11 protein-coding genes and 1 pseudogene are annotated in these 13371 nt (G+C 72.4%); 2 read left to right on the top strand and 10 right to left on the bottom strand.

Translation table 11 applies throughout. The features are described from left to right. Positions 1-8 precede the first annotated feature (8 nt). From ACRAWB_RS04410 to ACRAWB_RS04385, 6 genes are all read right to left on the bottom strand, one after another. Entirely contained in the window at positions 9-2276 is a 2268-nt protein-coding gene (locus ACRAWB_RS04410; RefSeq protein WP_431352230.1) for a transglutaminaseTgpA domain-containing protein, read from the bottom strand. After that, positions 2266-3525, bottom strand: coding sequence for a DUF58 domain-containing protein (locus ACRAWB_RS04405; protein ID WP_431352229.1), 1260 nt, complete (start codon positions 3523-3525; stop codon positions 2266-2268). The genes ACRAWB_RS04410 and ACRAWB_RS04405 overlap by 11 nt, the downstream gene beginning before the upstream one ends. Positions 3526-3601: 76 nt before the next feature. Beyond that, positions 3602-4669 (bottom strand): AAA family ATPase, encoded by a 1068-nt coding sequence (locus ACRAWB_RS04400; RefSeq protein ID WP_431352228.1) that lies wholly within the window; start codon positions 4667-4669, stop codon positions 3602-3604. An 8-nt stretch (positions 4670-4677) separates the two neighbouring features. Then, positions 4678-5160 (bottom strand): pantetheine-phosphate adenylyltransferase, encoded by a 483-nt coding sequence (gene coaD / locus ACRAWB_RS04395; protein WP_064108726.1) that lies wholly within the window; start codon positions 5158-5160, stop codon positions 4678-4680. 85 nt (positions 5161-5245) lie between these two features. Further along, positions 5246-7477 (bottom strand): ATP-dependent DNA helicase RecG, encoded by a 2232-nt coding sequence (locus ACRAWB_RS04390; RefSeq protein ID WP_431352227.1) that lies wholly within the window; start codon positions 7475-7477, stop codon positions 5246-5248. After that, positions 7474-8259, bottom strand: a complete 786-nt coding sequence (locus ACRAWB_RS04385; RefSeq protein ID WP_431352226.1) for a hypothetical protein — start codon at positions 8257-8259, stop codon at positions 7474-7476. Before ACRAWB_RS04385 ends, ACRAWB_RS04390 begins: the two co-directional genes overlap by 4 nt. A 49-nt stretch (positions 8260-8308) precedes the next feature. Between ACRAWB_RS04385 and rsmD the strand changes: the two genes are divergently transcribed. Then, positions 8309-8896 (top strand): 16S rRNA (guanine(966)-N(2))-methyltransferase RsmD, encoded by a 588-nt coding sequence (rsmD, locus tag ACRAWB_RS04380; RefSeq protein WP_431352225.1) that lies wholly within the window; start codon positions 8309-8311, stop codon positions 8894-8896. Positions 8897-8907: 11 nt separating this feature from the next. Here the strand turns inward: rsmD and thiL are convergent. Beyond that, positions 8908-9907: pseudogene (gene thiL, locus ACRAWB_RS04375) on the bottom strand (thiamine-phosphate kinase). Between the two features lie 25 nt (positions 9908-9932). On the opposite strand from thiL, the gene ACRAWB_RS04370 reads away from it, so the two are divergent. Continuing rightward, positions 9933-10430 carry a DUF3515 family protein gene (locus ACRAWB_RS04370; protein WP_431352224.1) on the top strand — a complete coding sequence of 166 codons (498 nt, stop codon included), beginning with the start codon at positions 9933-9935 and terminating at the stop codon, positions 10428-10430. 21 nt (positions 10431-10451) lie between these two features. Here the strand turns inward: ACRAWB_RS04370 and ACRAWB_RS04365 are convergent, their stop codons facing one another. From ACRAWB_RS04365 to ACRAWB_RS04355, 3 genes are read right to left on the bottom strand one after another with little or no spacing between them, the layout of a single operon-like run. After that, positions 10452-11549: a D-alanine--D-alanine ligase family protein gene (locus ACRAWB_RS04365; protein ID WP_431352223.1), complete on the bottom strand. Its 1098-nt coding sequence runs from the start codon at positions 11547-11549 to the stop codon at positions 10452-10454. After that, positions 11461-12591 carry an NAD(P)H-dependent glycerol-3-phosphate dehydrogenase gene (locus tag ACRAWB_RS04360; RefSeq protein ID WP_431352222.1) on the bottom strand — a complete coding sequence of 377 codons (1131 nt, stop codon included), beginning with the start codon at positions 12589-12591 and terminating at the stop codon, positions 11461-11463. Before ACRAWB_RS04360 ends, ACRAWB_RS04365 begins: the two co-directional genes overlap by 89 nt. Beyond that, positions 12584-13357 carry a lysophospholipid acyltransferase family protein gene (locus ACRAWB_RS04355; RefSeq protein WP_431352221.1) on the bottom strand — a complete coding sequence of 258 codons (774 nt, stop codon included), beginning with the start codon at positions 13355-13357 and terminating at the stop codon, positions 12584-12586. The genes ACRAWB_RS04360 and ACRAWB_RS04355 overlap by 8 nt, the downstream gene beginning before the upstream one ends. Between the last annotated feature and the right edge of the window lie 14 nt (positions 13358-13371).

The raw sequence follows: 13371 nt of genomic DNA, 5'->3' as shown, positions 1-13371 counted from the left end.
GAACTATTTTACGCGGCGCTCCGGGGCCTGGCGGCGGAAGGCCAGCCCGCTGGCAGCAGAGACACAGGAATCAGCAGCGCCTTGGTGCGGAGCGCGGCGCCCGCCTGCGCCTCCAACGCCGAGACGACCGCCGTGAGGTCGTCGGCGAGCCCGCCGGCCCAACGGCGTGTCGGCGGTCCGTACGCATCTCGCTCGAGCTCCGCGAGCAGACGCTTCACCGCGTCCTCCCCCGGCGTGCCGGCGACCGCGACGGCGATCCGGCCGGCGAAGACGCGCGGCGTCTCGGTCGGCGGCGCGCTCCAGCCCAGATCGCGGACGGTGTCGCGCAGCTCGTCCCAGACGAGGGTGGCGCCGCCCCACTCGTCGTTCAGCTCACGCAGGCGTCTGCGCCGTCGGAGTCGCCGCCAGACGGCGGGGATGAGCAGCACGGCGATGACGAGGATGCCCACGCCGATGCCGGTCGCGAGCGGTTGGGCGCTCGACTGGGCGGTGAAGGAGGCGGAGCCGGTCTGGTTCGCCGGGTCGGTGGGCACGAGCGCCTTCGGAGCCGCGCCGGATGTGGACGTCGACGTCGGCGCCGGCGCGGCCGGATCCGTCTGCGGCCGCGTGTAGTCGGGGACCGAGCCACGGCCGACGGTGGGCTCGAACGGGACCCAGCCCACCCCGGCGAAGTACAGCTCCGGCCACGCGTGCAGGTCGTCGCTGGTGACGGTGTACTGACCGGGGTTGGTGGCCGTGCCGCCGCTGGTGGCGCCCGGCAGGTAGCCCTCTGCCACACGCGACGGGATGCCCAGCGTGCGCGCCATCAGCGCCATCGCCGAGGCGTAGTGGACGCAGTATCCGCTCTTCACCTCGAGGAAGCGGGCGATGACCCGGGCGCCGTCGCCGTCGAAGCCCTGCTTCAGCGGTGTCTGCGTGGAGTACACGAAGCCGTTGTCGCGGAAGTAGTCCTGCAGGGCGACGGCCTTGTCGTACTCGGTGACCGCGTCCTTCGTGGCCTCGAGCGCCGTCTGCTCGATGATCGGAGGCATGCGCGGCGGCAGGAACAGGTCGCGCTGGGCCTCCTGCGGGACGATCCCGCCCGCCGCCTTGAGCTGATCGGCCGTCGGCTGCAGCACGAGGCTCGTCGCCGTGTACTTCTGGCCCTGCGTGGTGGAGTTGATGCCGCCGATGGTGAGGTCGTCCGGGTCCCACGACCAGGTGCCGTTCAGTCCCTTCACCGACTGCACGGGAGCCGGCGCCGGCAGCCAGCGGCTGGTCATCTGATCGATCTCGATGGTCGTGCTGATCTTGGTGGTCTTGACCGTTTTCGAGAGCCCCGCGACCGGGCCGATCGTGGCGCCGTCGGTGAGGCGGTTCGTGTCGCGCTCGCGGTGCTTCCACACCGAGCCGGTGAACTGGTCGAGCGAGGCGAGCTTGAGGTATTGGCCGTTCGCGGCGCTGGTCGTGTAGGTCAGGGCCCGCACGGCGGCCGGGCGACGCAGGTCCTTTCCGAGGTCGACCAGCGGGGTCACCGTCCCGCCGATGGAGATGCCGCCCGCGGTGAACGAGGTCGCTCCGCCCTGTTCGAAGCCGGGAGCCGTGCCGGCGAGCACGACGGCGACGGCGATTGCGGACGCGCCGACAGAGAGGGCGGCACCCGGGCGGGGCGTCGCCGACCGGCGGGTGCGGACGTCGCTGCGCAGCAGCCACAGGTACGCCGCGGCGGAAGCTGCGAGGGCGAAGGGATCGAGCCCGTCGCCGAGCAGCGCTCCCGGCACCACGAGCACGGCTCCGACCGCCAGTGCCGTGAACGCGGGCGTGCGGACGGCGACCGCGAGGGTGTCGAGCATCAGCGCGAGCAGGCAGCCGCCCCCGACGACGAGGAACAGGAACTCGGGCAGCGCCTCCGCCGGCGTGCCCTGCTGGTAGATCGAGAGCATCGCCTGCTGCAGGTACTGTCCCCAGCCGGCGACCGTCGCCGGCGTCGGGATGAGGCCGAGCAGCCCGGTCCCGCGCCCGAACGCCGCGGTCATGATCGCCGCCGACTCGGCCAGCAGGAGCACCGGGACGACGCCTCGGGGCACGCCCAAGCTCCTGAGGCCGGCGCCGGTGACGAGCACCAGGGCGGCGGTCCCGACCAGCGCGAACCACCACCCGAAGCCCTGGATGAGTCCGACCAGGGCGTAGCTCAACGCCAGCACTTGGAGGATCATCGCGCCGGTGAGGCGCCAGTAGCCGACGCGGCGGCGGGCGCCGACACGCGGGACCGCGAGCGCGAGGGATTCAGTCGCCACCGGACACCACCCTCGCCCGCTGCCGGTGCATCGCGCGCAGCCAGCACTCCGCCGGGTCGTCCCCGGCGCGGAAGGTCACGCACAGCCAGCCGGCGTCGCCGAGCACGTCCACGACGTCCGACTCCACGGATTCGGCGACGAAGGCGACGGCAGGGTCGCCCATCGACCGCAGCGACGCCAATGCGCCGAGCTCCCCGGGTGCTCCGGCGAGCACGGCGAAGACCGGGACGGCGCGCCCCGCCTTGCGCAGCCCGGCGCCGAGCTCGGAGACGGCGTCGTCCCGCTCGACAGGCGTCGCCTCGACGGCGGCGAGGTCGGCGAGCAGCATCCGGTCGGCGCTGCCGGTGTCGTACGTGGCGGTGGTCGACCCCAGCGTGCCGGTGCGGCCGGCGCCGCTGCGGCCGGAGAGCTGCCGCTCCCCCGTCTCGACGACGCTGACGACGAAGCCCTCGTCCAGCAGGTGGACGCCGATCGACGCCACGAGGTCGACCAGCGTCTCGAACTCGGCGGAGTCGGCCGCGCCGGCCGGCCCCGCGGCAACGGCGCGCGTGTCCATCAGCAGCCACGACTCCGGGTTGCTGCGCTGCTCCTCCTGCCGCACCATCAGCTGGTCGTGGCGAGCGGTCGCGCGCCAGTGCACGCGACGCAGCGGATCGCCGGGCCGGTACTCCCGCGCGATCAGCTCATCCGCGCTCGGGATGCTGTGGCGCAGGAGCTCGTGCTCGGTGCCCTCGCTGTGGGCCACATCCAGTTCGCCGCGGGACAGCGGCACGACCCGCGGGGTGACCAGCAACTGCCGCGGCTGGCCGATCGCGTACTCGGCGTAGGCGACGCCGAAGGGATCGGTCCGGCTGACGATGAGCGGGCCGACGGCGTGGGCTCCCCGGCGCTCCGGCACCACATCCTGTCGCAGCACGACTGTGTCGCGCCCGCGGACGGCCTCCGGCTGGTGGGCGCCGAGACGCGGGAACGGCGCCGAGGCCTGCACGCCCACGACGGCCGGCGCCGTCTCGCGCCAACGCGCCGCCGGGCTGGGTCGCGGGGACTGGTTGCGGGCGGTGGTCACGATGGTCGTCTGCTCCCCCACCGCGACGACGTCGGGATGGAAGCTGCGGGTCACGGTCAGCCGGGGGCGGTCGACGGTCACCGAGATCATGGCCGCCAGCGGCAGCACGGTGAGGAAGACGCCCACGAACAATACATCGGTGCGGCCGAACAAAGCGGAGGCGATGAGGGCGACCACGCCCACGGCGCCGAGGGTCCACCCGCGCGCGGTCGGGCGCGGCCGCTTCAGCGGCGACGAGGCGCGACCACGGCCCGGCACGCTAGCGCCCGGTTCCCCGCACCGGCGCAGGCGAGCCGGAACCGACGGGCACGGGCGTGGAGGCCACGATCCGGCGCACGATGTCCGCGATCACGGGCGCGCTCTCGTGGTGGTGCCCGAGGGCGCGGCTGGTAGGCAGGAGGCGGTGGCCGAGCACCGGCACGGCCAGCGCGTCCACGTCGTCCGGGAGAACGAAGTCGCGGCCAGCCAGCGCGGCCATCGCCTTGGCGGCGCGGATGAGCTGCAGCGTCGCGCGCGGGCTCGCGCCGAGGCGGAGGTCGCGGTCCTCGCGGGTCGCGCGCACCAGATCCACCGCGTACTGCTTGACCGGCGTGGAGGCGAACACACTGCGCGCGGTGACCATCATCGCCCGCAGCTCGTCCGAGGTGACGACGGGCCGGATGCGCGAGAGCGGGCTCGACGTGTCGCGCGTGGTGAGCATGGCGAGCTCCGAGCCCTCGTCGGGGTACCCCATCGCGATGCGGGCCATGAAGCGGTCGCGCTGCGCCTCGGGCAGGGCGTACGTGCCCTCCATCTCGACCGGGTTCTGCGTCGCGACGACGATGAACGGCGCGGCGAGCGGATACGTGGAGCCGTCGACGGTGACCTGGCGCTCCTCCATGCACTCCAGCAACGCCGACTGCGTCTTGGGGCTCGCGCGGTTGATCTCGTCGCCGATGACGATGTTGGCGAAGATGGCGCCCGGCTTGAACTCGAACCGCCGCTCCGCCTGGTTGTAGACCGAGACACCGGTCACGTCGCTGGGCAGCAGGTCGGGGGTGAACTGGATGCGGCTGACGCTGCAGTCGACCGACTTCGCCAGCGACTTCGCGAGCATGGTCTTGCCGACGCCCGGCACGTCCTCGATCAGCAGGTGCCCCTCGGCCAGCAGGACGACCAGCGCGGTCTGCACCGCCTCGTGCTTGCCGTCGATCACCGACTCCACATTGGCGGTGATCTGCTCGGCGGCGCGACGCAGCTCGTCCAGGCCCATGCCCGGGGCCGTGCCCGTTTCTTCCTCGGGCGCGACGGACGACTCGGTGGGCTGGCGCGTCGCGTAACTGTTCATGGCTGGGCTCACGTCTCCTGGAGGTACTCGTGCACGGCCGGCGGCACGTAGGGGCTGACGTCACCGCCGAGGGCGGACACCTGGCGCACCAGCGAGCTCGACACGTGCGCGTTCGCCGGGTTGGGCAGCAGGAACACGGTCTCCACGTCCGCGAGGTGGCGGTTGACGATCGCCATCGGCGTCTCGTAGGTCACATCCACCTGGGACCGGATGCCCTTCACCAGCACGTGCGCGCCGACGTCGGTGCAGTAGTCGACCAGCAGGCCGACGGACCAGGAGGCGATGACGATGTTGCCGACGATCCCGGCGTCCTCGATCGACTTCTCGATGAGGGCGACCCGCTGCGCGATGGGCAGCAGCGCGGTCTTGTCGGGGTTGTGGACCACCACGACGTGGACTTCGTCCCAGATCCGGGCGGCACGTTCGATCACGTCGAGGTGCCCGAGGGTGACCGGGTCGAACGATCCAGGGACAACGGCGATCCTGTTCATAGACCTTCAGACTATCCCGCGGAAACCGGCATTTCGTTGTGAATCCGTTACCAACGGGTTTCGTCCGGGTGGCGGGCCAGCGGGCCTACGACTTGCCGAGGAAGGCGCGCTCGCTCTCGTCCAGCCGCCGGACGAGTGCGGCAGCGAGGGCGGGATGCTGCGCGAGCGCCGGGTCCCCCTCCAGCGTCTCCTCGGCCGCGACCCGGGCCTCGGCGATGAGCTCGCCGTCGGAGACCACACGCAGCAGCCGCAGCGACGATCGGCCGCCCGACTGGCGGCTGCCGAGCACGTTGCCCTCGCGGCGCAGCTCGAGGTCGACGTTGGCCAGCTCGAAGCCGTCCAGGGTCGCGGCGACCGCGTCCACCCGCTCGCGCGCCAGGCTGCCCTGCTCGGCGGCCGTGACCAGCAGACACAGGCCGGGGATGTCGCCTCGGCCGACCCGGCCGCGCAGCTGGTGGAGCTGCGAGACACCGAAGCGGTCCGCATCCAGCACCACCATCGCCGACGCGTTCGGGACGTTGACGCCGACCTCGATGACGGTGGTCGCGATCAGCAGGTCAATGTCGCCGGCGGCGAAGGAGCGCATCACCTCGTCCTTCTCGTCGGACGGCAGGCGCCCGTGGAGGACGCCGATGCGGGCGTCGCGGAAGAGCGGGTCGGCGCGGACCTGCGCGGCGACGGACTCGACGTTCGCGATGGGACGCGGTGGGGCGCCGTCGGCCGTCTCCTCCGCCGGTTCCGGGTCCTCCCCGTCGTCCTCCGCGTCCTTGCCCGAGATGGCCGGGCAGACGACGAAGACCTGGCGGCCCTTGGCGATCTCCTCGGATGCGCGCTCCCAGATGCGCCGCTCCCACCCCGGGCGGTCGGCGAGGGGGACGACGAAGCTCTCGATCCCCTGTCGGCCGGCGGGGAGCTGCGCGATGGTCGACACGTCGAGGTCGCCGAACACCGTCATCGCGACCGTGCGCGGGATGGGCGTCGCGGTCAGGACGAGGACGTGCGGCGGCGTCCCGCCCTTGGCCCGCAGCGCCTCCCGCTGCTCGACGCCGAAGCGGTGCTGCTCGTCGACGACGACGAGACCGAGGTCGAAGAACGTGACGGCGTCCCCCAGCAGCGCGTGCGTACCGACGACGATGCGCGCCTGCCCAGAGACCGTCCGGAGAAGCGCGCGCTTGCGCTCGGCCGCCGACAGCTGCCCGGTGAGGAGGGTCGGCATCAGCTGTGCCGAGAGGTCGGGGCCGAGCATCGCGGCGATCGACCGCAGGTGCTGGGCGGCCAGGACCTCGGTGGGAGCGAGGAGGGCGGACTGGCCGCCGGAGTCCGCGACCGCGAGCATCGCCCGCAGCGCCACGAGCGTCTTTCCGGAGCCGACCTCGCCCTGCACCAGGCGGTGCATGGCCGCGGTGCCGGCGAGGTCGCGTTCGATCTCGCCGCCGACCACATCCTGATCGCCGGTCAGTGCGAACGGCAGCGCGGCGTCGAACCGCTCCAGCAGTCCGCCCGGTACCGCGACGCGCGGCGTGGCCGCGGCCTCGCGCGTCGCCGCCCGCTGCTGCAGCAGGGCCGCCTGCAGCACGAACGCCTCCTGGAATCGCAGCGAATCGCGCGCCCGCTGCCACTGGGAGTCCTTCTGCGGCCGGTGGATGCCTTCCAGCGCCTCCCGGAACGGCACAAGGCCGCGCTCGACGACCACGGCGTCCGGGACGGGGTCGGGGACGTCGCCCAACGCGTCGAGAGCGAGCCCGACCGCCTTCTGCACCTGCCAGCTCGCCACCGTGCCCGTCGCCGGATAGATCGGGATGGGCGTCATCGCCCAGTCCTTCGCCGCCGCGCTGCCCGGGCTCACGGCGTTCTCGGCGTCCGGCTCGAACAGCTCGTAGTCGGGATGCGCCAGCTGCAGCGCTCCGCGGTACGCGGACACCTTGCCGGCGAAGATGCCGCGCACACCCGGCATGAGCTCGCGCGAGCGCCACGCCTGGTTGAAGAACGTCAGGGTGAGGATGCCCTCGCCGTCCGAGATCTTCACCTCGAGGATGCTGCCGCGGCGCGCCCGCATCGGCCGCTCCTGCACGCGCAGGACCTCGGCGATGATCGTCACGTTCTCGTCCAGAGGGAGGTTCGCGAGAGCCGTCAGCTCGCCGCGCTTCGCATAGCGGCGCGGATAGTGGCTGAGCAGGTCGGCGATCGTGCGCATCCCGAACGCCTTCTCGAACGCCGAGGCCGTCCGGCCGCCGAGCACGCCGGTCAGGCGCGCGTCGAGGCCGAGCGCGCCCGTGTCGGCGGACCCGGGGCCGACCGGGGCGGAAGCGGAGGTCATGACTCGATCGTATGCGCCGCGTCCGACGCCTCGCCCGCGGTCTCCGCGTCGCGTCGCGCGACGACCGCGCGGAGGAGCGCGAGCTCGTCCTCGACCGCCTTCTCCCCCGGCCGCTCGTCGTGAAGTCGCGTCTGCAGCGCCAGGGCCTCGTCGAGCCGGCCGAGCTCCCGCAGGGCGCGGCCCCTCGCCCAGTGCGCGGCGAACCGCTGATCGGGGGTGCCGTAGCGGTCGGCGTACTCCGCCGCGTCCTCGAAGGAGACGAGCGCCGCCTCCGCATCGCCGCTGTCGAGGCGCGCCCAGCCGCGCAGGTCGTGGAGCACGACGCCCCACCGCAGCACGCGCGGGTCCCCCGTGCCCGCCAGATCGGCGAGCCCTTCCTCGATCCACTGCTCGGTGTGCGGCCGGTCGGCCTCGGCCAGCGCGAGGGCGGTCTCGACGGCCAGGGCGACGTCCGCATCCCGCCGCGCCGCGCGCAGCGCCTGCTCCAGCAGCGGGACGGCCTCGTCGGGCCTATCGGCGGCGAGCCGGACCCGACCGCGCTCCAGCAGCACCCGCACCTCCAGCACGCCGTTCGCAGGCTCCAGGGAGTCGAGCAGCGCCTCGGCCTCCTCGATGCGGCCCTGCAGGCCGAGCGCACGCGCACGCTGGGTCTGCAGCTCGGCCCGGACGACCTCCGATCGTGCCGGTTCGGCGGCGGCAGCAGCCAGCCGTTCAGCGGAGGCGATCGGGTCACCGGGGAGCCACAGGGCGTCGAGCTCTGCCTGCTCCAGGCGTTCCTCCATTCACACATTCTGGCCGCTCGTCCTGCGCCGACGCTAGGCTCGTGGGGCTATGACCCGAATCGTCGCCGGCTTCGCCGGATCGCTCACCCTGCAGGTCCCGAAGAGCGGGACGCGCCCCACCAGCGACCGGGTCCGCGAGGCGATCTTCTCGGCCCTGGACGCACGCGACGCCGTCCACGGGGCCCGCGTGCTCGACCTGTACGCCGGCTCGGGGGCGCTTGCGCTGGAGGCGGTGAGCCGCGGGGCGGCGTCGGCGGTGCTGGTGGAGAAGAACGCGGCCGCGGCGCAGGTCTGCCGTCGCAATGCCGCTGCCGTCGCCACGGCTGCCCGCTCGGCGTCCCGGCACGCGCCGCATCCGCTGCCGACCATCGACGTGCGGGCCTCGGCGGTCTCGTCCTACCTGGCGGGAGCCTCCGGCCCGTTCGACGTCGTGTTCATCGACCCGCCCTACGACGTGCCGGACCACGAGCTGCTGGAGGTCCTGACGGCGCTCGCCCCGCTGCTCTCCGACGACGCCGTCGTCTGCGTCGAGCGGAGCGCACGCGGCCCCCAGCCGACGCTTCCGCCAACCCTGACCCTCGAACGCCGCAAGGACTACGGAGAGACCGCGATCTTCTGGCTCACGCCCGCCGCGTAGCCCGCGGCGTGCTAGCCGCGGCCGCCGTCCCACTCGAGGTAGGGGTCCCAGCCGCCGCGCTCGTCGAAGGGGCGGTCGTCGACCAGCAGGCCCTCGCCCGCGCGGACCACGCCGACACGACGGAAGCCGCCGGGGAGCGGGACCTCGGGCGGGAACGCGGCGAACAGGCCGTGGTCCTCGCCGCCGGTGAGCGCCGTCCGCGGGTCGGGGCCGAGCGCGGAGGTGTCCAGGTCGATGGCGACGCCGCTCGCCTCCGCCACGCGCCGGGCGTCGAGGGCGAGGCCGTCGCTGAGGTCGAGCATCGCGGTGGCGCCGGCCTCCGCCGCGAGCGGTCCGTCGGCGATGGGGGGACGCGGCCGCAGCTGCGCGCCGATCGTCTCGGGATGCGCAGCCGCGACGGCGGCGAAACGCTCCGCGTCCGGCTCGCCGGCGGCATCCACAGCTTCGGCGAACAGCAGGCGAAGGCCGGTCGCGGCCTCCCCAGCCTGCCGGACACGGCGACGACATCCCCGGCGCGGGCGCCGCTCCGCAGGACGGGCGGGCGGCCCTCCAGATCGCCGAACGCGGTGACGGCGAACGTCAGCGTCGCCGAGACAGAGAGGTCGCCGCCGACGACGCCGCAGCCGGGAGCCAGCTCGGCGCACGCCATCCGGAAACCGTCGGCGACCCCTCCAGCCACGCGACCTCTGTTTCGGGAGGCGCGGCGATCGCCACCACAAGCGCGGTCGGCACCGCCCCCATCGCTGCGACATCGGACAGGTTCGTGGCGGCGGCCTTCCAGCCGAGGTCGACGGGGCCCGACCAGGCGAGGCGGAAGTCCGGGCCGTGCACCATCATGTCCGTCGTCACGACGAACCGGCCGTCGGGGGCGGCGAGCACGGCGGCATCGTCACCCGGCCCGACCAGCGTCGCCCGGGACTCCGGGAGCCGCGGGAAGATGCGCCGAAGCGCCTCCCGCTCCGAGGCCTCCCCGAGGGTGAGGCCGGCCGCGTCGCTCCCAGAGTTTCCCATGATCTGAAACGGTAGCCTGAAACCGATGTCCTCTCGTCGCCGTGCCCTCCCGGCCCTCCTGCTCGCCGGTGCCGCGCTGCTCCTCGCGGGATGCGCGCCCACCGTCTCGCTCGACCCCGCGTCCGACAGCAACGCCCCGGGATGCGCCGAGATCAGCGTCCGGCTGCCCGACACCGTCGCCGACAAGGCGAAGCGGGAGACGGACGCGCAGGCCACCGGCGCCTGGGGCGACCCGGCCGCGGTCATCCTGCGCTGCGGGGTGCCGCCGATCGGCGCGACGACCAAGCCGTGTGTCAACGTGAACGGCGTGGACTGGGTGCTCATGACCGACCCGGCGGCCAAGACGATCGTCTACCAGACGTTCGGGCGGACGCCTGCGACCGAGATCATCATCGACCACGTCGCGGGCGTGTCGGACTCGTCGGTGCTGCCTGAGTTCGCGAGCGCCGTGCAGACCGTCCCGCAGACGCAGAAGTGCCTGTCGACGCTCGACACGGACCCGACGGAGACGCCGGCGCCGTAGCCGCCGGCCACCCCGCCGGGCTCAGGCGGCGGCGCGGGCCAGGGCGACCTGGATGAGCTCGTCGATCAGCGCCGGGTAGCTGAGCCCGCTCTCCTGCCAGCAGCGCGGGAACATCGAGATCGGGGTGAACCCCGGCATCGTGTTGATCTCGTTGACGACGAAACCGTCGGCGGTGAGGAAGAAGTCCACCCGGGACAGCCCCTCCGCACCGATCGCGTCGAACGCGCGGACGCCGAGCTCGCGCATCTCGGCCAGCTGCGCGTCCGTCAGGTCGGCCGGGCAGACCAGGTCGATCCCGGGCGCATCCAGGTACTTGGCGGCGAAGTCGTAGAAGTCGCGCCCGCTCAGGACGATCTCGCCCGCGACCGACGCGCGCGCCTGCTCTCCGGGGCGGCCGCCGAGCACCGCGATCTCGACCTCGCGGCCGGCGACCATCGACTCGATCAGCACGTGGTCGTCCTCGGCGAGGGCGATCGTCATGGCCTCATCGAGGCCGGACCACTCGGTCACCTTGGTGACACCGACGCTGGAGCCGGCGCGTGCCGGCTTGACGAATGCGGGGAGCCCGAGCGACCGGACGTCGTCGCGGACGGCGTCGGCATCGGAGCTCCACTCGAACGCCGTCACGGTGCGCCACGGCGCGACCGGGATGCCCGCCTGCTGCAGCACGGTCTTGGTGAAGTGCTTGTCCATCCCGAGCGCGCTCGCCAGCACGCCGCTGCCGACGTACGGCAGGCCGACCAGTTCGAGCAGGCCCTGCAGGGTGCCGTCCTCGCCCCACGGGCCGTGGAGGATCGGGAAGACGATGTCGACGTCGCCGAGCGAGCGGCGGGTGCCGTCCGCCTCGACGACCGTGAGCTCCTTCGTGGCGACGCTGTCGGGCCACAGGATGCGGGTGCCGTTGTCGTCGACCTCTGGCAGCTTCTCGGCGTTCAGCGCGAAGCGCGCGGCGTCGTCCGGTTGCAGGGTGAAGGCGCCTTCGTGGGTGATCCCGACCGGGATGACGTCGTAGCGGTCGCGGTCGATCGCCTCAAGAACGCCCGCCGCCGTCGCGCAGCTGATCGAATGCTCGCTTGAGCGACCCCCAAAGAGAAGCGCGACTGCGACCTTGTCCGTCATCCAATGTCCTTTCGCCTTGCGGCTCGTCCGAATCCGTCGTGAGATGCGGCGCGATGTCCTTCGGATCGAGCGTACCGGCGAGCACCTGGCTCACCTGACGGACGATCGGCATGTCCACGCCGCGTGCTTCGGCCAGGCTCAGGATGGGCGCGACAGACGCCAACCCCTCCGCGGTCTGGTTCATCTGCTTCACGACGTCGTGGAAGCCGTAGCCTTGGCCGAGCAGCCGGCCGGCGGTGTTGTTGCGACTGAGCGGCGATTCGCAGGTCGCGATCAGGTCGCCCAGTCCGGCGAGGCCGGAAAGAGTCTCGGGCTGTGCGCCGTACGCCACCGCGAAGTCGGTCATCTCGACCAGCCCGCGCGTGATGATCGAGGCCTTGGTGTTCTCGCCGTACCCGACGCCGTCGACGATGCCGATGGCGACGGCGATCAGGTTCTTGAGCACGCCGCCGAACTCCGTGCCGATCACGTCGGTGTTGACGAAGCTGCGGAAGTAGCGGTTGGTCGCCGAGATGGCGACCGCCTGCGCGGTCTCGAGGCTCGCGGACGAGACCACCGCGGCGGTGGGCTGCTCACGGGCGATCTCGAGTGCGAGGTTGGGGCCGGACGCGACGGCGATGCGCTCCGGCTCGATCGGCAGGCCCTGGGCGATCACCTCGCTCATCCGCAGGCCGGTGCCCTTCTCTACGCCCTTCATCAGGCTCACGACCACGGTCTCGGGCCCGAGGAACGGGATCATCGCCTCCAGGTTGGAGCGGAGGGTCTGGCTGGGGATCGAGACGAACACCTGCTCGGCATCGCGCATCGCCTCGCCGAGACGTGCGGTGGCGCGGAGGTTGCGCGGGAGGTTGATGCCCTCCAGGTAGTCGCTGTTGCGCTTCACCTCGTTGATCTCGCGGGCGATCTCCGGGCGCCGCGCCCACAGCACGACGTCGGAGCCGCCGTCGGCGAGGATCTTCGCGAACGTGGTGCCCCAGCTGCCGGCGCCGAGGACGGCGATGCGGCGGGGACGGGCGACGGGAGGCTTCACTGCTCTAGCCATCGAAGCGGCCCGTCTCCTTCTGGTCGTGCTTGGTCGGATCCCAGCGCTCGGCCGGCGCCTTCTCGCCGCGCAGGTCTTCGAGGAGGGCGGTGATCGCATCCATGATCACCGCGGTGGCCTCGGTCAGGGTCGAGTTGTCGAGGGGGCGGCCGCGGAACGCCGAGAGGTCGACGGGGTCCCCCACCTTGACGTCGATCGTCTTGCGCGGGAACCAGCTGATCTTCTTCGCGTAGCGCGCCATGACCTGCTGGGTGCCCCAGTGCGCGATCGGGATGACCGGCAGGTCGTTCTCGAGCGCCATGCGGGCGGCTCCGGTCTTGCCGCGCATCGGCCACATGTCGGGGTCGCGCGTGAGCGAGCCCTCGGGGTAGATGATGACGATCTGGCCCTCGGCCGCGATCCGCTGCGCCGCTTCGAGGGGCGCTGAGCCGCGGGCGCTTCCGCCTCGCGAGACCGGCACCTGGCCGGACTTGCGAAGGAACCAGCCGAACACGGGGACGCGGAACAGGCTCTCCTTCGCGAGGAACCGCGGGAGACGACCCAGCTTCCACGAGACCATGCCGATCATCACCGGATCGATCTCGCTGTAGTGGTTCGGCGCCAGGATGAACGCACCGGTGCGGGGCAGCTTGTCGCCGTCCACGATCCGGAACCGCGCGAGCAGGCTCCCGATCGGGATGATGAGCCCTGCAAGGACCCAGAAGATGGAGGGGCGGCTCTTCTCGGAGCGCTGCTTCTTCGGAGGCGTCACGGTTTCAGGCACCATCCCATTATCCGCGA

The sequence above is a fragment of the Leifsonia poae genome (genome assembly GCF_050632865.1).
Taxonomy (GTDB): domain Bacteria; phylum Actinomycetota; class Actinomycetes; order Actinomycetales; family Microbacteriaceae; genus Leifsonia; species Leifsonia poae_B.
This window is presented reverse-complemented; position numbering and strand designations above follow the sequence as displayed.